This is a genomic window from Lysinibacillus sp. FSL M8-0134, from assembly GCF_038069745.1.
Taxonomy (GTDB): domain Bacteria; phylum Bacillota; class Bacilli; order Bacillales_A; family Planococcaceae; genus Lysinibacillus; species Lysinibacillus irui.
The window spans coordinates 1,147,226-1,167,240 of the sequence record NZ_JBBPAJ010000001.1; the positions used below are offsets into that span (position 1 = coordinate 1,147,226).

Genomic DNA, 20,015 nt, shown 5'->3' on the forward strand with positions numbered 1-20,015 from the left:
ATAATAAAATTTCGTTGTCAATAATAAAATTGTATAAAATTCTTTTAGTATACTATTAATATAGTGATGAGAAAATTTAAAACCTTGGTACAGGCATTCGTTGCTGTATCAAGGTTTTTATTTTATACAGGAGAATAACATTATTACCCAAAAGAGTAAAAAGTATTAGAGGATAATAAGCATAAGGTTTTGCGTGATGATTATATAATAATTCAAATCACTTAATTAACAGTCTATTATAATGTTAAATTTTTACTTTTTAATTAATTCTTTTAACTAAAAAAATGAAATTGTATGTGCGAATTATATTAATAGGTAAATAATTCCTACAACCTATTAATTTTATTTTAAGATAAAACGATAATCATTATGAATATAGTGGAAAATGAAGTGACTAATGGTAAAACCAGAAGTGATATTAATCTCGGAAGATATTCTAAATCCAAAAAACCTTGAAAGGGGGGATATTGTTTTTAATAAAAAATTTCTATTTAGAAGGGGGAGTTACTTAGTTTGATTGTAAATATTACAACTACATAGGAGGAGAATAATGGGACGTAGCATATATTGTTCTAGGAAACTTAGCATATTCCTAATTTTCGTATTACTATTTCAAAGTCTGTCTTCTTCAATTATTTCTGTAGCTAGTGCAGAGGAGTTAATAAATAATTATACAGATAATTTGTATTTTACTGAGAAAGGCCAAAATGAGAGAATTCAAGAGTTTAAAGTAGAAAACCAAGTAATCTCTTTGGACTTAGTCTTACAAGAAGGACAAGATACAGATACTAAATCAAAGTTGCAACTGCCAGAAGGGTTATCCCTGAAATTGGATAATCCTTTGCAAGAAGGACTAACTTATGATGAAAACACTCAAACAGTATTTGTGGATTGGACCAAATTTACTCTTGTAGGAGATAAGAAAAGAGTTTCCTTATCCCTTTCTAGTAGTCTTACTGATAATGTAAATATTCAGGCAACAATGGAGCAAAATAGTCAAATTTTTTATTCACAGCCATTGAACATTACACCTGTACCCTCTGAAACGCCATCAACTACTGAGGCAACATCAGATGAAAATATAACATCTAATGAGAATACAGCACCAGATGAAAATGCAGTTCCAGAGGAAATAATTGAAGAAACACCAGAAGAAGAACAACCTATTAAAGAACAGCCTACAGAAGACAATCATACTTCTTCAGAAATGTCTTCTTCGCAAGATGCAGCCATTACTTATACAGACCAAGATATTATGGCAAATGCTACTGGCTCTAATCCTTGGCTTACGTATAAGTTCGATAATTTTCCAATGGATACAGTGAATCAATTATTTACTTTAAATGGAACTGCAGCGGTACCGGGTGGTTCCGATATTATTCGCTTGACATCTGCAACTCCTCTACAAAGTGGAGCCGTCTTTAACAAAGATGCAATGTGTCCTAAAAACAATTATTCATTTAGTACAGCATTTTCTTTTAGTATGAATAATGCAAATCCTGCAGGTGCAAGTGATGGATTGACCTTTACGATTTCAACTAAATCAACTAGCGAAAAGGCAGATGGAGGCGGTTTGGGATATTATGGTATAAACCCAAGCTTTGCCGTTAAATATGATACATTCTTAAACGATGTTTATAAAGATCCATCTTCAAATTACATTGGACTTGCAGAAAATGGATCAGTGGTAAATCAGACAGGTCGATTTACAGATTTGAATCAGTATAATACAGATAATGGTACCAATTTTGTTTTATCTAACGGTACTCAGTATTATTCTTGGATCGACTATGACGGTTTAAGCCAGATTGTTCAGGTTCGTTTAGGTACTTCACCGGATAGGGCTAGTTCTAATATAGTTCTAAGTGTGAACAACGTAGACCTTGGTGCTATATTTGGCGGACAACCGATTCATGCTGGGTTTACCGCGTCAACAGGATATCCTAATTATGAGAACCATGATATCAATAGCTGGTATTTTGTGAATGATTTGGCTCCTATTACGACACTTAATCCTCAAAATAATTACAAGCAAGCGCCTAGTAGTGTGGAATTAGCGACAGAGCCAATCGGTAATTCTGGGGAATATAATGTGACAGCAACTTTATTAGATCCATTAGGCAATCCAGTTTCAGGAGCATCTCTTGATACTTTCACTTCAACAAGTGGAGTATTAACAGGGCCAAACGGAGAAGCACTGGCAGATTTAGTTTCGGATACAGAAGGAAAAATACATGCAGTTTTAAAAAATGCTGATTATTCTATGGATAATACGCTTAAAGCCACTATTGGTTGTAAAGAAGATACGGCAACAATCCCAGCTTCGAACCAACCACCAACTGATCCGCCAACAGAATCATGTCCAGCACCAGTAGCATTGATTAATGGTAGTTTTGAAGAGCCGACTGCAAGAATGCCGGGAGATACAGGTTCACCAGGATCTGAACATGCATGGCAGTATTTCTTGGAAAGTGAAGTTCCAGGATGGAAAACATCAGCATCCGATAAATTTATTCAAATTATGAAATCAGAATACCTTTATGGAGGTATGGAAATTAACCCTCCAAATGGGAATCAATATGCTGAGTTGAATGCTGAACAAGTATCAGCATTATATCAAGATGTTGAAACGATACCAGGCCAAACGATCTATTGGCGATTAGCTCATAAGGGAGGGCTAGGTGTCGATACAATGTCTGTACAAATAGGGTCAGCAAATATTGATCCAAAAAGCCTTCCGACAGTTAAAGAAATTACGACTGATAAAGATAAGTGGGTATATTACTCAGGTACTTACACAGTACCAGCAGAACAAACAACAACAAGGTTTGCTTTTAACTCTATCGAAGCAGCAGGTGGAGATCAACGTTGGGGTAATCTATTAGATGATATTTTCCTAGGAACAGTACCTTGTGTGACAGCAGAAAAAACCGTTTCACCGGAAGGAGAAGTATCTGCTGGTGATGAGTTAACGTATGAAGTTACCATTAAGAATAACGGAGGAGATGTTGCATCTAATGCAATATTTGAAGATGCTATTCCGGCAGGTACTGAATATGTTCCAGGCTCATTAAAGATTACCAACGGCCAAGGTACAGGCGATCTAACAGATGCAAATGACAGCGACAAAGGCCATTTTGATGGCGATAAAGTCATTGTTAAGCTAGGAGACTTGCCAAATACTAGTTCTTTACCAGATGGCATTACTGTTCAATTTAAAGTAAAAGCTTTACTAAGTGGTGCTGGAACAACTGTAGCTAATAAAGCGCAAGTAAACTATAGAAATTTATTAACAAATACAGAAGAAACAACGAATACGAATGAAGTATCTACGTTGGTTAATGAAAAGGGACCAGTCCTACAATCTGAAAAAGTTGCAGTGCTAAAAGAAAAAGCTGCTGCTAATACTGATGCGACAAATCCAGAAGTTGGAGATACATTACTGTATACGATTTATACCCAAAATACTATCTCTAATAGCATGATTAAAAATTTAGTTATTTCAGATGCTATACCAAAAGGGCTTGCATACCAACCTGGTAGCTTAAAAGTAGATGGCGTAGCAGTAACAGATGAACAAGATACAGATAAAGGCCATTTTATAGATGGGGTTATTACAGGACAATTCGGTGATATTACGGATATGGATTGGCATGTATTAACGTTTGAAGTAAAAGTACAAGCTGGTCAAGCAGGATTGGATATTAAAAATGTAGCGACAGTGACAGGCGATAATATTCCAACCCCAGATAAACCGGAAGAGGTAGTCAATGTTTATCCACGTGGCGCACAACTAGCGTCGGAGAAATCATCGACTATTAAAGAAAAGGCTTCAGGAAATACAGATAAGGATCACCCAGAGGTTGGAGATACGCTTCTGTATACAATCAAAACGCAAAATACGTTAACAGATAGTCTAGTTAAAAACTTAGTCATCTCGGATGCGATACCAAAAGGGCTTGAGTACCAACCAGGTAGCTTAAAAGTAGATGGCGTAGCAGTAACAGATGAACAAGATACAGACAAAGGTCATTATGCCAACGGCACTGTAACCGGCCAATTCGGTGATATTACGGATACAAACTGGCATGAACTAACGTTTGAAGTAAAAGTCCAAGCGGGTCAAGCAGGATTGGATATTAAAAATGTAGCGACAGTTACAGGCGATAATATTCCAACCCCAGATAAACCGGAAGAGGTAGTCAATGTTTATCCACGTGGCGCACAATTAGCGTCGGAGAAATCATCGACTATTAAAGAAAAGGCTTCAGGAAATACAGATAAGGATCACCCAGAGGTGGGCGATACGCTCCTGTATACAATCAAAACGCAAAATACGTTAGCAGATAGTCTAGTTAAAAACTTAGTCATCTCGGATGCGATACCAAAAGGACTTGAGTACCAATCAGGTAGCTTAAAAGTAGATGGCGTAGCAGTAACGGATGAACAAGATACAGACAAAGGCCATTATGCCAACGGCACTGTAACCGGCCAATTCGGTGATATTACAGATACAAACTGGCATGAACTAACGTTTGAAGTAAAAGTACAAGCTGGTCAAGCAGGATTGGATATTAAAAATGTAGCGACAGTGACAGGCGATAATATTCCAACACCAGATAAACCGGAAGAGGTAGTCAATGTTTATCCACGTGGCGCACAATTAGCGTCGGAGAAATCATCGACTATTAAAGAAAAGGCTTCGGGAAATACAGATAAGGATCACCCAGAGGTTGGAGATACGCTCCTGTATACAATCAAAACGCAAAATACGTTAACAGATAGTCTAGTTAAAAACTTAGTCATCTCGGATGTGATACCAAAAGGACTTGAGTACCAACCAGGTAGCTTAAAAGTAGATGGAGTAGCAGTAACAGATGAACAAGATACAGACAAAGGCCATTATGCCAACGGCACTGTAACCGGCCAATTCGGTGATATTACAGATACAAACTGGCATGAACTAACATTTGAAGTAAAAGTCCAAGCGGGTCAAGCAGGATTGGATATTAAAAATGTAGCGACAGTGACAGGCGATAATATTCCAACCCCAGATAAACCGGAAGAGGTAGTCAATGTTTATCCACGTGGCGCACAACTAGCGTCGGAGAAATCATCGACTATTAAAGAAAAGGCTTCAGGAAATACAGATAAGGATCACCCAGAGGTTGGAGATACGCTTCTGTATACAATCAAAACGCAAAATACGTTAACAGATAGTCTAGTTAAAAACTTAGTCATCTCGGATGCGATACCAAAAGGGCTTGAGTACCAACCAGGTAGCTTAAAAGTAGATGGCGTAGCAGTAACAGATGAACAAGATACAGACAAAGGCCATTATGCCAACGGCACTGTAACCGGCCAATTCGGTGATATTACAGATACAAAATGGCATGAACTAACGTTTGAAGTAAAAGTCCAAGCGGGTCAAGCAGGATTGGACATTAAAAATGTAGCGACAGTGACAGGCGATAATATCCCAACACCAGATAAACCGGAAGAGGTAGTCAATGTTTATCCACGTGGCGCACAACTAGCGTCGGAGAAATCATCGACTATTAAAGAAAAGGCTTCAGGAAATACAGATAAGGATCACCCAGAGGTTGGAGATACGCTTCTGTATACAATCAAAACGCAAAATACGTTAGCAGATAGTCTAGTTAAAAACTTAGTCATCTCGGATGCGATACCAAAAGGACTTGAGTACCAATCAGGTAGCTTAAAAGTAGATGGCGTAGCAGTAACGGATGAACAAGATACAGACAAAGGCCATTATGCCAACGGCACTGTAACCGGCCAATTCGGTGATATTACAGATACAAACTGGCATGAACTAACGTTTGAAGTAAAAGTCCAAGTGGGTCAAGCAGGATTGGATATTAAAAATGTAGCGACAGTTACAGGCGATAATATTCCAACTCCAGATAAACCAGAAGAGGTAGTCAATGTCTATCCACGTAATCCAATTTTGGAATCTAGTAAAACTGCTGTAAATGCACAAACAGGAAAGAACAATTTTGAAGTTGGAGACACGATAGTTTATACAATTAAATCACGTAATAAAGTATCTGAAAGTATCATTAAAAACTTTACGATTACAGACAAGCTTCCTACAGGCATACAATATGTAGAAGATAGTATTAAAGTTAGTCATAATGGTAAAGGTTCATTCAGTAATGGCGCTGTAATCGCGGAATTTGGTGATGTGAAAGATACGGAATGGTATACAGTCTCATTTGAAGCTAAAATCTTGTCGGGACAATCCGGCGAGGAAATCAAAAATATTGCTGCTGTTGGTGGAGACAATATTGATGATCCGGATAAGCCAAGTACGGATATCCAAGTTTTACCGGTTGATATAAAGTTAACTAAAGAAGTAGATAAAGCAAAAGCAAATATAGGTAGTCTTATAACCTATACAATTGAAGCTAAAAACGAAGAAAAAATTGAATCTTGGAATGGTACAATCAAAGATAAACTACCTGCTCATGTTGAGCTAGTTCCAGGGTCTACTATTTTAAATGGCAAAGAATTAATGGATACTGATGTTTGGAAAAATGGTGAGTTAATTATTCAACCTGTCGTATTAAAAGCGGGGGAAACAGCTACTATTAAGTTCAGCGTAAAAGTGTTACCAAGTGCTTTAAATGCAACAATAGAGAACATAGCAATTGCATATGACTCAAAAAATAATGAAATTACAACACCTCCAGCTAAAACAGAAGTGGTTCAGGTAGTTCCGGATGGCAATACTAATACAGACGGTAATACTGGTACGGATGGTAATACTGGTACGGATGGTAATACTGGTACGGATGGTAATACTGATACGGGTGGTAATACTGATACAGACGGTAATACTGGTACGGATGGTAATACTAATACAGACGGTAATACTGATACGGATGGTAATACTAATACAGAGGATAATACTGGTACGGATAGTAATACCAATACAGACGGCAATATTGGTATGAATGGCAGTTCTAATACAGACAGTAATACTAGTAAAGATGCTAATAGTATTGATAGTAATACCAATGAAAGTAATATTACCCCAGAAGACTATACGAAAAAAGAGAAACAGCAAATATTGCCTCAAACAGGTGAAAAGCAGACAGGTTTTATGAACCTTATCGGTATTCTCTTGGTTGGATTTGCACTTTTTGGTCTTCTGAATAGAAAAAGAGTTTAGAAAAGATATTTATTAATTAACCAACAACAACAGTACCTGAAAGTATATCCAAAATTGGGTAACCAAAGGTACTGTTGTTTTTGTTTAAAATTACATTTAATAGCATTGTATCAGATATCGAACAGATGCATTCGTTTCTATAATGGTGTTTTAGTAAAAATAACTATGTGTTTAAACTATTTTAGGCCAGGGACTTTAGATGAAAAACGTTCTTTCAACATCGGTCGCATTTCTTTAATAAGGAATGGGTCTTTTTTCAATTAAGGACAATTTTATTGAACAACCCTTTTTCTAAAATAACTGGATATTTATGGTGATAATTAGGATAATTAATTTATAAGATTAACGAGGTGATATGGTATGGATTTAAAAGCTTTAATAAAATCTGATATTAAATTCAAAAAAATTTGGGAAAGTTCTTGTAAGAATCATCGAGTTCTATATTTTCAGATAGATAAAGATGATAATGGAATTGAAGCTCATTTCCATCCATATGGAGAAGATCATCCTAATTTTAGAAGGAGAATTGACTTATTATACCATAAAAGGTAGTAATAATCGAGTACTTCATTCCCCAATTGCTGTTCATTTTTATTTTCATGTAAATAAAAGTATTTAATTGTGTTTGACTACTAGGAGTAAAAAAGAGTATAATCACTTTCGTTATGGAACGTTCATTCCAAAAAAGGACAGACTACTTTCATCAAAGGTAGGAAGCAATTGAGTCGAAGTGACTCTTTTTTTAAACTCTTTTCGGAATGATTGTTCCATAATGACTTGGAATAACAATAAATGATAATATGGAGGGTTATTAATATGACTCAAAGATTAACAACAGCTTCAGGCCATTTTGTATCTGTGGGAGGCAACGTAAACTTATATGTAGAAGATGTCGGTGAAGGGAAGCCGGTAGTATTCATACATGGTCTTCCTGTCGGGCAAGCAATGTATGAATACCAAAGAAACGTTCTACCTTTCAAAGGGATTCGCTACATTGGTATTGATTTAAGAGGTTTCGGCAAATCTGACCGTCCGCTCAATGGCTATTCGTACAATCAGTTTGCGGATGACATTCGCAGGGTTTTTGAGCATCTAGAGATTAAAAATGCTACCCTTGTGGGCTTCTCGATGGGAGGAGCCATTGCAGTAAGATATATGGCAAGACATCAAGGTTATGGCGTTTCAAAAATGGTGCTTGCTTCTGCAGCTACACCTCTCTTCACGCAAAGATCGGATTATCCATATGGCTTGCCAGTTGAGGTTATGGAGTCTCTTATAGAAGCTGCACAGCAAGACCGTCCACAGCTGATTGAAGATTTCAATAGCACTTTGTTCCATCAAAAGCCAAGCCAAGCTTTTATTGACTGGTACAATCGCATGTCTTTGGATACAGATCCCGTAGCTTTTGCAATGTCACTAAAGTGCCTTGCTTATGAAGATTCACGAGAAGAATTGAACCAAATTCATGTGCCTGTTTGTATTTTCCAAGGCAAAAATGATACAATGCCTTTTGAACCTCAGATTAAAGGGTTTCCAAATGCAGAAATTATCGTATTTGAAGAAAGCGGCCATGGACTCGTGTTTGAAGAGAAGGAAAAGTTTAACGCTGAGATTCTAAAGTTTGTGCAAGCTTAAGTGACACTTGAGTTTCACGCACCTTTTTTGCCGCTTAAGGTTGTTTTGTGAAGAGGTGGGTTATGAGCAGAAGAAAAAGTTTTGAAATTCCTAAAGTATTGGATTTGGCCATCGATGTGTTTTGGCATAAAGGGTATGAGGGTTGTTCTATGCAGGATTTGGTGGAGCAGCTTGGACTTAGTCGAAGCAGTATTTATGAGACTTTTGGAAGTAAAGAGGATTTGTACCTTCAAGCTTTGGAGCGTTACGACCTTCAATCCAAACAACAACTGGGGTCTATCTTGTATGAACAAGGTTCGGCGAAGGAACTACTGTTGCGATATTTTCATGAGGTTATCGAATATACGGGCCGCCGTAGCTGTTTTATGGTGAATGCCTCGTTAGAGCTGGCAGCTTCCCATCAGAAGGTATATAATCTGGTCAAAGCTAATATGGCTGAGAACGAGGAAGCCTTTTACCAACTGCTAGAACGTGCGGTGCAGAGCGGTGAGCTGAAGGGAACCTGGGATATAAAAGCATTGGCCCAATACCTGGTTAATGTTATGCATGGGATTACAGTGACCACTGTAACTGCGGATCGTGAAATGCTGGACAATATTGTGCGCAATTCACTTTACTTTCTGCCGTGAGCACAAGAGAATACAATAGAAGGAGCTGTACGTTTATGTACAGCTCTTTTTGGTGTTTATAAAGATAGTGTCGTTTACTTAGTAATCGGCAAGAACGTTATAATAATTTGTTTATTACACTTAATTTTTATTGGATTTCTTTCCATAAAGACAACGCGTTGATCCAATTTGGATCTCCGTATCCTTGATAGCTTTGAACAGCTTCATAATTCTTTCCTTGATATTCTACCTTATCTCCTTTTGTATACGCCTTAAACGGATTCCATTGTTCATAAGAAGCTCCGAGGTCTTTTGTTGTTACAGTTAAAATTGGACTTTTAATGGATTCATTTCCAGCTGTATCTACAGAAGTTACTGCATACTTATATGTCGTACTTGCTTGGAGATTCTTGTCCATAAATGATGTAGTTTTTGATGTCCCAACAACAGTCATAGGTTCAACTTGTGTCCCTTTATATATAACATAATGGTCAACTGCTACATTATCCTCTGATGCACTCCACATTAAGTCTACACTAGAAGATGTTACTCCCATTGAGTGTAGTGCAGTCGGTTGCGTTGGTGTTTCTGTATCTGGAACAGTGTGCATTGTCTCTACAACTGTCGATTCGCTTTCATTAGAAACATTTCCAGCAGCATCTACTGCTTTTACTGTATATGTATATTTTGTACTCGCTTTTAAATTTTTATCTGTGAATGTTGTTCCTGGTACCACGCCAACTACTTTACCATCTCGTAATACCTGATATTCTTTTACACCCACATTGTCTGTAGAGGGATTCCATTTTAGTTCAGCACTGTTTGAAGTAATTTTTGTTGTAAGTAATCCATCTGGTTGAGTTGGAGCTTCTTTATCTACGTCTCCATTATTCACCAAATTAACATCAATTGCACTATAGAAGGCATTTGAAGTATCAGCTACATCCCAAACAGCTAGAATAATGTGGTACCCACTACGATCAGTTGGGACGTTAATTGTATGAGTTAAATTATTCGATGCGGCAGAACCATTATGTTCAACAGTACCAATCAGTTCAAGATCAGCCCGAGTTAATGGTTTATTAGGATTCCAACCACTTTTTGTAATATAATAATGCCATTTACTTGTTAAATGGGGGGCAGTATATTTCCATGTAAAAGTATTTAATCCTCCTGTAATCGTATTTTTAAACCAGCGATCTGCAGTTTGTTGATCAAGGATACCACCAAATAGGCCTCCAGCAGATGCAATTTTACCATCAGCAGGTCCACTTTGTGGAAATCCTTTAGGTGCCTCTAGACTTTGTGGCTCGTACATAACGTTTCCACACATTAAGTTAAGTGCCCCATAATTTTGAGTACATAAAGCAGCTCTGCTAGCCGGTTTTTCAACAAACCCATGAGCATATGCATTTGGCGCCATTGAAATACCTATGATTCCAGCAGCTAAAATGGTAGCACTTAATCCTTTTTTGCTTAATTTTGTGAATTTAGTATTCATATAACTAGTCTCCTTTTGTTGGAATTAGAAAGCAACTAGTATGATAGCAATATATTAATAATTATTCAAAGTCTGTATATATAGTTAAATTGTAATGGTTAATAAAAACAAATTGTTTCAATATGGTTGGTTATATAGTCCTTAATCGAATATTTATCTAATTTTTTGGACTTGTTTTCTATTAAAAATAACAAGTTATTTTATAAAAATCTTTAATTCTATTGAAATTTGTCAATTTACGTACAGTTACTCTTCTCATCCATGTAATGACATAAAAAAAGTAGTTAGATTGAAACGAAACACTCAAATATTGCAACATGAAGTATCTAGCTAAAGCTCCTTTTGTTCAAAAATAGACTAAGAAGCAATATTGTAATAATTGGTGAAATTGTAGTAACTTAATTTAAATAACGGGAAGAACCCGCTTCAAGAAACCATTATGACTGGGCTTTTAAACATGGCATGGTATTTGAAGCGGGTTCTTTTTATTTATTGAAAAGAAAAGATTCGAAGGGAAGATAACTAATGTATTGAGTGCTTTGCATCAATACATACGATTATAATTTAACATGTCCATAAACATGAAAAATGCAAGGAAAGAGAATAATTTATTGATAATCAGCCAAATTTTTATTATTGTCTGCCAGTATTTATATTTTGTTATCGCTTCAGTTGAATTTTTATATCCCATTTTTAATTATCAGCATTCTCATAGGTATTATATAATGCAATCTAAAAAATATAATAATAATAAAAAGAATTCATTTATTGTGGAGTCTTTTTATTATGTCTGAGTAATCTGGTTTATCACTCACTAAGACTAAGAATGGAAATCTAAGATTGGAAATGAATAATTTTAAACTAAGGTAGGAGTTAACCTACCTTAGTCGGGCGGACAAAATAACAGGAAAATGATCGAACTTTTTTAAAAAAATCTTATACTTAATCTAAAAAGAGTAACTAACTACATTTTATCAATCATTTTTTAAAATGTAATTTTTGATAAGGAATGAGGGATATTTTTTAATCAATCTTTATAAAGCTACAAAAAGTTATAATCTAGTTTTAAATTGTATGTAGTATTCATTACGCTTCGTTTCCATCTTTCTTTTATTCCTTCAAAATTCCTTATGGCTTGAACTTACAATTTATAAGGAATATATTTCAAACTTTATTTGTCATATACAATTTTATAAAAAAGATTGATCATTTATAACAAAGCTCGATTATTTAAAACAAAGATTAACATTTATAATATAGTTTGATTAAAATTCCTTTGTTGATATGCAGGATTTTTTTGTTCAACTATCGGGCCATTTAATGGAGTAAGGTTTATTGAATTAACTGTGCATCCGGTAAAAAAAATTTTTTTACCCATTATTAGTACCTAGTGCTAGTAATAAGTGATAAAATAAAGGAGTAAAAATTTCTAAATAAGGTGGTTTTTTATGTCCGTATCTAAAGCTCGTATTACTGCCATAGGTTCATATGTACCTGAAAGAAGGTTAACAAATTACGATTTAGAAAAATTAGTTGAAACAAACGATGAATGGATTGTTAAACGTACTGGTATTAAAGAACGAAGAATAACAAATGAAGAAGAATTTACAAGTGATATAAGTTATAAAGCCGTAAGAAATTTAATGGAACGATACGATAAATCAGTAGATGACGTCGATATGATTATCGTCTGTACATTAACTCCTGATTTCAAAACTCCAAGCGTGTCTTCATTAGTCCAAGCAAAGCTAGGTATTAAAAATTCTGGAACTATTGATTTAAACGCTGCTTGTGCAGGGTTTACTTATGGATTGCATGTAGCAAATGGATTAATTACTTCTGGTTTACACAAGAAAATTCTTGTTATTGGAGCAGAAACTCTATCTAAAGTTACTGATTATGAGGATAGATCTACCTGTATTTTATTTGGAGATGGTGGAGGAGCAGTACTTGTAGAGTTCGACGAAAAAAAAACAAGTTTTCTATCCTCACATTTGGGTTCAGAGGGGGAAAAAGGAAAAAGCTTATATTGTTCCAATTTATCAAATCGTATGTTTGAAGAGGATTTAATTAATAGTGATAAAATCGTTCAAAATGGACGCGAGGTTTACAAATGGGCTCTTACTACTGTTCCTAAAGGTATGCAAACTGTTATGAAAAATGCATCTATCCCTTTAAGTGATGTTGATTGGTTTGTACCTCATAGTGCAAATTTAAGAATGATTGAATCAATATGTGAAAAAGCTGATTTCCCGATAGAAAAAACATTATATAGCTTAGTTGATTACGGTAATACTTCGTCGGCTACAATCCCATTATCACTAGATAAGGGTATACTTGAAGGGAAAATCAAAAATGGTAACAAGATGTTATTGTATGGCTTCGGTGGTGGTTTGGCATATGCTGGATTATTAATTAATTGGAATATATGATAATTTGTTTATAGCTTTCTTATCTACTTCACACTTTCGTTGTTCATCAATCGGGCGCTTTTCTGAAATAGGAAAGCGTCTTTCTTCATGGAAAGGGCCAGATTGTTGAATAACAAATTTTCACTAAATATTACCAAGTAAGGGTTTGGGAACAATTTAATTACAATTTATGTCTATATTGAAAAAGGGAGGTGTCATTTTGTGGTTAATATTAGGTCTTATTGCTATAGTAGCAACTTTTATAAATCTTTATATGTATACAACAGGTAAAGATTATAAACTTGCGATGACAACCGGGTTATCATTTACAGCACTGACACTCTGTGCAAAACATAGCCTTGTATCTAATTGGGTAAAAGTTGAAGATTGGACGGCTTTATTGGATGTTGCACCTTCTATGGAAAAGGCGTTATGGTTTCTGACAATTGTTTCTATTTTACTAAATATAACACCTATACTTTTAGAACTAAAAAATAAAAAATAATTACTTATTGTTGTTCATTTGGATTTACAACGTTAAGAGCAAAAAGTCCCCAAATCTCGCTTTGGGAAGGTTATACTTTAATTAATTTAAAAGTATAGCGATTTTGATACGGAGGTGTTGAAATGTATACTCAAAAAATAATGTTAGCTTTATTTTTATTTATTTTTCTTTTAACAGGCTGTGGATTAGAAACGAAAACACTTACGGAATTTTATAAAAACGACCTTGAAGATGTTACTAAAATTCAAGTACAAGATGGAGGTACAGGTTATTCAAAAATCACAACAGATAAAAAAGTAATTGATGAGTTTTTGAGTGAAATCAAGGATGTACAATTTATACCTGAAGAAAATCAAGAAGATAGAGCTGGATTCCTTTATTCCATTACCCTTTATGAAGATGAACAAATGACTTTTATATTTACAGAAAATTATGTAAATGACTATTACTATTATACAGAGCCTGATATTTATCCAATAGTTGATAGCTTTTATAAAAATCTCAAAGTTGAAGAAGAATAAGCATTTCCTTATGCAACTAACGATGTCCCTAAGAATGGTAGGTTAGTATTTAAACTAACGGGATACTTTAGTGTAACATGGATTTATAACGCATACATCAATAAACAAAAAAACGTTCCCAAAATCAAAGTTAGGTAACAAAACTTCGTTTGGGGAGCATTTCTTGTTCAACTAACGGAGTGCTTGAGTTGAATAACGATCTTCAATAATCGGGCGCTTTTCCGTAATAAGGAAAGCGTCTTTCTTCATGAAAAGGGCCAGATTGTTGAATAAAATCATTTTCAATTACATTATGTTATCAAACCAGGGTTTGGAAGGTTTTACCTCCATTAACTTAGCAAATCGGTAGAATAGTCAGTAAAATTCCGAGAACACTAAAATGAGGTGTTTTCATATGAAAAAAATTCTTATTTTAATGATTGCTATCTCTCTTTTTACTGTTTTATCGAAGGCGATAGCTACGACAAATGACTATGATGAAATTGCTAGGTCTGATAAAGTGGGCGTTACCATTTATGCAAAAAAGCTAAATGGATATGGATTATATACAAATTTTAAAATTGATTTTCAAGGTAGTATCCTTTCAAAACCTTATTGGATAAACACAACAAGTCCTACTTGGTCTCCTGAAATTATCTACGAGGATATCAGTCAAGATGGAAAGAAAGAGCTAGTTATAATTTTGACTAAAGATATTGGCACGGGTGTTTTAGAACGCGAAGTTCATGTTTTTCAAACACAACCGCGAAAATCAGATAAAACACAGAGTCAGATACCAGTTGAAGTACCTGTTGATGAACCATTAGCGATATTATTAAAAAACGTAAAGACCGAGTTAACACCAAACAAGGCAAGTGTTAGTATTGGTGACAAGAAATATACAGTTGATATTAAACCTTTGGGTATCCAACCTGGAAATTTATTTGATGAGATATACTTTGGTAATCTTATCAACTTTGAAATAAAAAACAATCAACTTGTTGCAAAGCTCGGAGGACAAATCTTTCCTGTAGGAGGATATATAGGGGATATTCAAATCATCTATATATACAAAGATAAAATGTATCAAGTAAAATCAATTAAATTTATACCTCATGAATAAAGAACGGTCTTCCATAATCGGGCGCTTTCCTGGAAAAATGGAAAGTGCCTTTTAGATTAATTAGAGTTCAAAACTATCACTATTTTTTAGGTTGTTGAATATCCTTGTATGAAAAAATCTTTCATTGAACATAATAGAATTTAGAATTAATAGATTTATAGGTAGGAGAGTGAAAGACACATGTTATTATCCGAAGCATGGAAAAGGTATCAACAGGATAAAAAAATCGAGGGATATTCATCGCTTACATTAAAAACATATTGTTTTCAATACAATCTATTATTACGATTTTTTGGTGATATTGATATGAACGAATTTAATACAGATAGATTAAAGGAATATTTAATACGATCAGGAGACCACTTAAAGCCTTCCAGTTTAGGACATAGGATTCGTTGTGTTAAATCATTATTTAGATGGTCACATGAAGAAGGTTATACTCTAAAAAATCCTGCAGCTAAATTAAAAGAGCCGAAATTAGGTAAAAGGATTCCTAAATTTCTCTCAGAATTAGAGATAGAACATCTAAGGGAAGCTTGTCAAACAACGATGGAGAAAGCACTATTTGAGTTTATGTATTCAACCGGCTGCCGTATTGGTGAAATTGTAAAATTAAATCGAGAAGATATCGATTTTCAATCGAATTCAGTAATTGTACAAGGGAAAGGTGATAAAGAAAGGGAGGTGTACTTTAATACCCGCTGTTCTATTTGGTTAAAAAGGTATTTAGATGAACGAGAGGATAAAGAACCTTGTTTGTTTATTACGGACAGACGGCCGAAAAGGCGAATGAGCATTGATAATTTAAGATATATTATCAAGCGCATATCAAATCGTGCTAGTATAAAAAAGAGTATACATCCGCATCAATTACGACACAGCTATGCAACGCATATGATTAATAACGGTGCGCCAATTGATGTCATTCAAAGAGTCATGAAAAGAGTGAGACTACAAAGATATACGCTCAACTAAGCGGAAAGCTAAGACAAGATTTATACAGTAAATACTTTTAAAAAACTTTCATTCAATCAAGACACTCATGTAGAATTACAATACTTTCTAAAAGGAGGATATATAATGAAAGCAACGAAACTCGTATCATTAGCAATACCTATTCTATTATTAGTAGGTTGTGCGGTAGAAAATAAAGAGTCTACTCCTAAGACTGAGCAGTTAAGCAAATCAACAATGAAAACAGTAATATCAGAGAAACAGTATCCCTATTATATTTGTGAACAATTAGTAGAGTTTCAATACATGAAGGATTTATTCATAGTAAACTCGATGAAAGCTATGGAAGACAAAGAAAAAGAAAAAGATATTTTAAAAACAGCAAACAAGATGGATAAGATTTTAGACAATATGGAATATGTAAAAGTTCCTGATAAATACAAAGACATTCACAAAGACATACAAGTAGGGGTAACAGATGCAAGAAAAGCAATAAAGCTTATTAAAGACGCTAGTAAAGAGGATAAGCCGAATATGCAAGAAGTTGTACTAAAAAGTACTCCACATTTATCAGGTGTGGATGGAGATAATTGGAAAAACGCACTTTATGAGTTAAGTAAGGAAAACAAAGATGCTTATGGTAAAGCACTTGATAAATTAATGAAAGAACATGCGGAATAATATAGTACCATACAACAATTATAAGGGAGTTATGCGTAAAATTAGTTCTTCAACTAACGGGCTGCTTTAGTTTAACACGAATTATGGTTATAATCTTCCACAATCGGGCGCTTTCCTTGAATAGGAGAGTGTCCTTTTTCATGAAAAGGGCCATTTAGTTGAATAACTGCCTCTAAAGAGAATTGTATATTTATGTTAAAATTTAGGGGTAGTTCTTGAGAACAACTTGGTTATTTAATAAGAGTTTTTCGTTATTGCCATAGATACTTTATTTATAGTAGAAGAAGTGAGGGATTAACATGTTTTTTGTTCAAATGTCTGGCTTTCCTGGGTCTGGAAAGTCTACACTTTCTCGTCAAATTGCTGAGCGTACAGGAGCAGTCATAATAGACCACGATATTGTAAAATCTGCTTTATTACAGTCAACAGAAGAAATTCAAATCGATTCAAAATTAACTGGTAAGATTTCATATAATATTGATTGGTCTTTAATTGAATTTTACTTATCACAAGGACAAAATGTAGTATTTGATAGCCCTTGCCTTTATCAAGAAATGGTAGATCGAGGAATTGCTATGTCTAAAAAATATAATGTGAAGTACAAATATATTGAGTGCTACCTTGATGATTTTCAAGAGATTAATTTTAGATTGAAAAATCGAGAAAGAATGATAAGTCAAATAAGTGAGGTAACTTCCGAAGAGAATTTTAAATATACATTAGTCAATAGTAAAAGACCCGCTGATTATCAGTGCTTGGTTGTAAATACTGGCGAACCTATCGATAGTTATATTAATGACGTTGTAAATTACATAAAGAAATGAGTTGTAAATATTTTTTATTCAATTAAAGGGCGCTTTCCTTGAATAAGGAGAGGGTCTTTCTTCATGAATAGGGCCAAATTGTTCAAAAACAATCTTTTAATGGATGTTACCAAATGAGACCTTGGGAACAATTTAGTCAAACAAATATACAAATTAAAGTTGAAATTTTCTTAAAATTCACTTTTGCCAACTTGTTTTACGGTATAATAAAAGGCTAGCTAAAATAAAAATCCATAAGGAGTTTAACAATGGAAAAGTGGGATTTATATGATAAACATCGCAATAAAATAGCGAAACAAATAACTCGTGGAGATGACATGGCATCAGACGAGTTTCATTTAGTAGTACACGTTTGTATATTTAATTCAAAGGGAGAAATGCTTATTCAGCAGCGTCAGCCTTTTAAGAAAGGATGGTCGAATCTTTGGGATATTACTTGTGGTGGTAGTGCTATTGCAGGCGACACAAGTCAGCAAGCTGCTTCAAGAGAGTTATTAGAAGAGTTAGGGATACATTATAACTTTGAAAAAATGCGTCCACAATTTACTATTAATTTTGAACGTGGATTTGATGATTATTATCTCATTGATTATGATTTTAATTTGAATGAATTGACGTTACAAACAGAAGAGGTACAAGCAGTGAAGTGGGCTTCTAAAGAGGAAATTTTAAAGCTAATCGAACTAAAAAAATTTATACCTTATTATGAAAGTATAATTGCGTTTCTTTTTGAAGGACGACATCAATATGGCTCTATTCGTCTTTAAACGGAACATGCAAAGAATTAAACCTATTCATTCAATTTTACTTCCTCAAATGAAGGTTTATAATTTAGTATCTTCAACAATCGGGCGCTTTTCTGAAATTGATCTGCACCCCAAATGTTAAAGTCTTGTCTAACATTTGGGGTGCAGATCAAAATAAGGAAAGTGTCTTTCTTCATGAAAAGGGCCCTATTATTAAAAAACATTTTTTAACGAAAGGCTCCAAAACAACGATTGGGGACGTTCCATTACACTTGTTAGGTGTTTTTAAAAAATCTAAAAGGCTATACAAATCCCTTTTTTCTTCCCTTTTATCATGAGTTACATGAATAAAGGAAGCTCTATTTTGAAACGTAATCGCTGCAAATGTTCACTTAAAAACACTTTTTGCCACATGGAGAAATTCCTTAACTGCAGGAGAAGCATTTGCAATAGAATGACAGGCAAGTGCTACTTCACGGCTGTTTTCAATATTTAATTTGCTGATTTTTATGTTTTGCTGTGTCTTTAAATATAATTCTGGACCTATCGTAATGCCAAGTCCTTCTTGTACCATATTAGCGATGGTTGTACAGTCGTGTACTTCAAAAAGAATAGATGGTTTAATTTGCGCTTCTGCAAATAATTCCTCAACATGTGATTGGTACATCCCTGTTGGCATAATAAAGGATTCATCCATTAAATCATTCATTTCTACTGTTTCTTTAAAATGGAATTGATGATCAGGGTGATAAGCGACTACCATCTTGTCTTTAATCAAAGGAACTAAATCGAAATTTGGATTTGATTTTCCTTTTACTACAAATCCAATGTCAATAATGCCTGAACCCAACCATTCTGTAATCTCCTCATAGGTTCCTTCGTAAAATTTAAATTCTATTTTAGGATGTTTTTTCCGGAATTTCACAAGTAATTTAGGCAATAAGCAAGAAGAAGCACTCGCAAAAGTGCCGATACGAATAATACCTGTTTCCAAGCTTGTCATAAGTGCAATTTCTTGATTAATGACTTCCACTCTTTTCAATATTTCTCTAATATTCGGCAGAATTTTTTGCCCTATTTCTGTAAGTGTTATTCCCTTTTTTCGATCTCGAATTAATAAAGTAACTCCCCATTCAGATTCTAAACTTGCAACTGCATGACTCACGGCTGATTGAGTCATATTTAATATTTCAGCAGTTTCTGTAAAGCTTCCTAGCTCGACTACTTTTGCAATGATTTCGTAGCGCACAATAGTCATGAGTAATTACTCATCTCCTTTATTAAAAACATCAATTTTACTTATATTAACATGGGACCTAAAATAAAAACAGC

The 20,015-nt window shown here is 34.5% G+C and carries 12 protein-coding genes and 3 pseudogenes; 13 read left to right on the forward strand and 2 right to left on the reverse strand.

Features of this window, described 5'->3' with window-relative positions:
- Positions 1–1,255: 1,255 nt before the first annotated feature.
- The 5 genes and pseudogenes from MKY49_RS22975 to MKY49_RS05565 all read left to right on the forward strand — a co-directional run.
- A pseudogene (locus MKY49_RS22975) lies at positions 1,256–3,316 on the forward strand (lectin-like domain-containing protein); the annotation flags it as partial.
- Between the two features lie 30 nt (positions 3,317–3,346).
- A pseudogene (locus tag MKY49_RS22980) lies at positions 3,347–5,956 on the forward strand (isopeptide-forming domain-containing fimbrial protein); the annotation flags it as partial.
- Positions 5,957–5,968: 12 nt separating this feature from the next.
- Positions 5,969–7,195: an isopeptide-forming domain-containing fimbrial protein gene (locus MKY49_RS22985; protein ID WP_445928414.1), complete on the forward strand. Its 1,227-nt coding sequence runs from the start codon at positions 5,969–5,971 to the stop codon at positions 7,193–7,195.
- An 816-nt stretch (positions 7,196–8,011) separates the two neighbouring features.
- Positions 8,012–8,830: an alpha/beta fold hydrolase gene (locus tag MKY49_RS05560; RefSeq protein ID WP_312505299.1), complete on the forward strand. Its 819-nt coding sequence runs from the start codon at positions 8,012–8,014 to the stop codon at positions 8,828–8,830.
- 62 nt (positions 8,831–8,892) lie between these two features.
- Positions 8,893–9,459 carry a TetR/AcrR family transcriptional regulator gene (locus MKY49_RS05565; RefSeq protein ID WP_312505300.1) on the forward strand — a complete coding sequence of 189 codons (567 nt, stop codon included), beginning with the start codon at positions 8,893–8,895 and terminating at the stop codon, positions 9,457–9,459.
- Between the two features lie 127 nt (positions 9,460–9,586).
- Here MKY49_RS05565 and MKY49_RS05570 read toward each other — a convergent pair whose 3' ends face one another.
- Complete coding sequence (locus MKY49_RS05570; protein ID WP_341385755.1) at positions 9,587–10,939, reverse strand: lytic polysaccharide monooxygenase; 1,353 nt, start codon at positions 10,937–10,939, stop codon at positions 9,587–9,589.
- 1,448 nt (positions 10,940–12,387) lie between these two features.
- On the opposite strand from MKY49_RS05570, the gene MKY49_RS05575 reads away from it, so the two are divergent.
- The 8 genes and pseudogenes from MKY49_RS05575 to MKY49_RS05610 all read left to right on the forward strand — a co-directional run bounded on the left by MKY49_RS05575 (position 12,388) and on the right by MKY49_RS05610 (position 18,704).
- Entirely contained in the window at positions 12,388–13,371 is a 984-nt protein-coding gene (locus tag MKY49_RS05575; protein ID WP_341385756.1) for a ketoacyl-ACP synthase III, read from the forward strand.
- Between the two features lie 199 nt (positions 13,372–13,570).
- The gene (locus tag MKY49_RS05580) at positions 13,571–13,855 is read left to right on the forward strand and encodes a hypothetical protein (RefSeq protein ID WP_341385757.1); all 285 of its coding nucleotides are present in this window, start codon (positions 13,571–13,573) and stop codon (positions 13,853–13,855) included.
- A 122-nt stretch (positions 13,856–13,977) separates the two neighbouring features.
- Entirely contained in the window at positions 13,978–14,376 is a 399-nt protein-coding gene (locus MKY49_RS05585) for a hypothetical protein (RefSeq protein WP_269897391.1), read from the forward strand.
- Positions 14,377–14,770: 394 nt separating this feature from the next.
- Positions 14,771–15,478, forward strand: a complete 708-nt coding sequence (locus tag MKY49_RS05590; protein ID WP_341385758.1) for a hypothetical protein — start codon at positions 14,771–14,773, stop codon at positions 15,476–15,478.
- Positions 15,479–15,658: 180 nt separating this feature from the next.
- Positions 15,659–16,494 (forward strand): annotated as a pseudogene (locus MKY49_RS05595) (tyrosine-type recombinase/integrase).
- Between the two features lie 64 nt (positions 16,495–16,558).
- The gene (locus tag MKY49_RS05600) at positions 16,559–17,113 is read left to right on the forward strand and encodes a hypothetical protein (protein WP_312505305.1); all 555 of its coding nucleotides are present in this window, start codon (positions 16,559–16,561) and stop codon (positions 17,111–17,113) included.
- A gap of 299 nt (positions 17,114–17,412) precedes the next feature.
- Complete coding sequence (locus MKY49_RS05605) at positions 17,413–17,937, forward strand: AAA family ATPase (RefSeq protein WP_012296026.1); 525 nt, start codon at positions 17,413–17,415, stop codon at positions 17,935–17,937.
- Positions 17,938–18,185: 248 nt separating this feature from the next.
- Complete coding sequence (locus MKY49_RS05610) at positions 18,186–18,704, forward strand: NUDIX hydrolase (protein ID WP_274796109.1); 519 nt, start codon at positions 18,186–18,188, stop codon at positions 18,702–18,704.
- Between the two features lie 367 nt (positions 18,705–19,071).
- Here the strand turns inward: MKY49_RS05610 and MKY49_RS05615 are convergent, their stop codons facing one another.
- Positions 19,072–19,941: a LysR family transcriptional regulator gene (locus MKY49_RS05615; protein ID WP_274796110.1), complete on the reverse strand. Its 870-nt coding sequence runs from the start codon at positions 19,939–19,941 to the stop codon at positions 19,072–19,074.
- Positions 19,942–20,015 lie beyond the last annotated feature (74 nt).

Bases quoted from the DNA above. Each gene is read 5' to 3' on its own strand.
- MKY49_RS05560 (WP_312505299.1), top strand. From the start codon at position 8,012: ATGACTCAAAGATTAACAACAGCTTCAGGCCATTTTGTATCTGTGGGA.
- MKY49_RS05565 (WP_312505300.1), top strand. From the start codon at position 8,893: ATGAGCAGAAGAAAAAGTTTTGAAATTCCTAAAGTATTGGATTTGGCC.
- MKY49_RS05570 (WP_341385755.1), bottom strand. From the start codon at position 10,939: ATGAATACTAAATTCACAAAATTAAGCAAAAAAGGATTAAGTGCTACC.
- MKY49_RS05575 (WP_341385756.1), top strand. From the start codon at position 12,388: ATGTCCGTATCTAAAGCTCGTATTACTGCCATAGGTTCATATGTACCT.
- MKY49_RS05585 (WP_269897391.1), top strand. From the start codon at position 13,978: ATGTATACTCAAAAAATAATGTTAGCTTTATTTTTATTTATTTTTCTT.
- MKY49_RS05590 (WP_341385758.1), top strand. From the start codon at position 14,771: ATGAAAAAAATTCTTATTTTAATGATTGCTATCTCTCTTTTTACTGTT.
- MKY49_RS05600 (WP_312505305.1), top strand. From the start codon at position 16,559: ATGAAAGCAACGAAACTCGTATCATTAGCAATACCTATTCTATTATTA.
- MKY49_RS05605 (WP_012296026.1), top strand. From the start codon at position 17,413: ATGTTTTTTGTTCAAATGTCTGGCTTTCCTGGGTCTGGAAAGTCTACA.
- MKY49_RS05610 (WP_274796109.1), top strand. From the start codon at position 18,186: ATGGAAAAGTGGGATTTATATGATAAACATCGCAATAAAATAGCGAAA.
- MKY49_RS05615 (WP_274796110.1), bottom strand. From the start codon at position 19,941: ATGACTATTGTGCGCTACGAAATCATTGCAAAAGTAGTCGAGCTAGGA.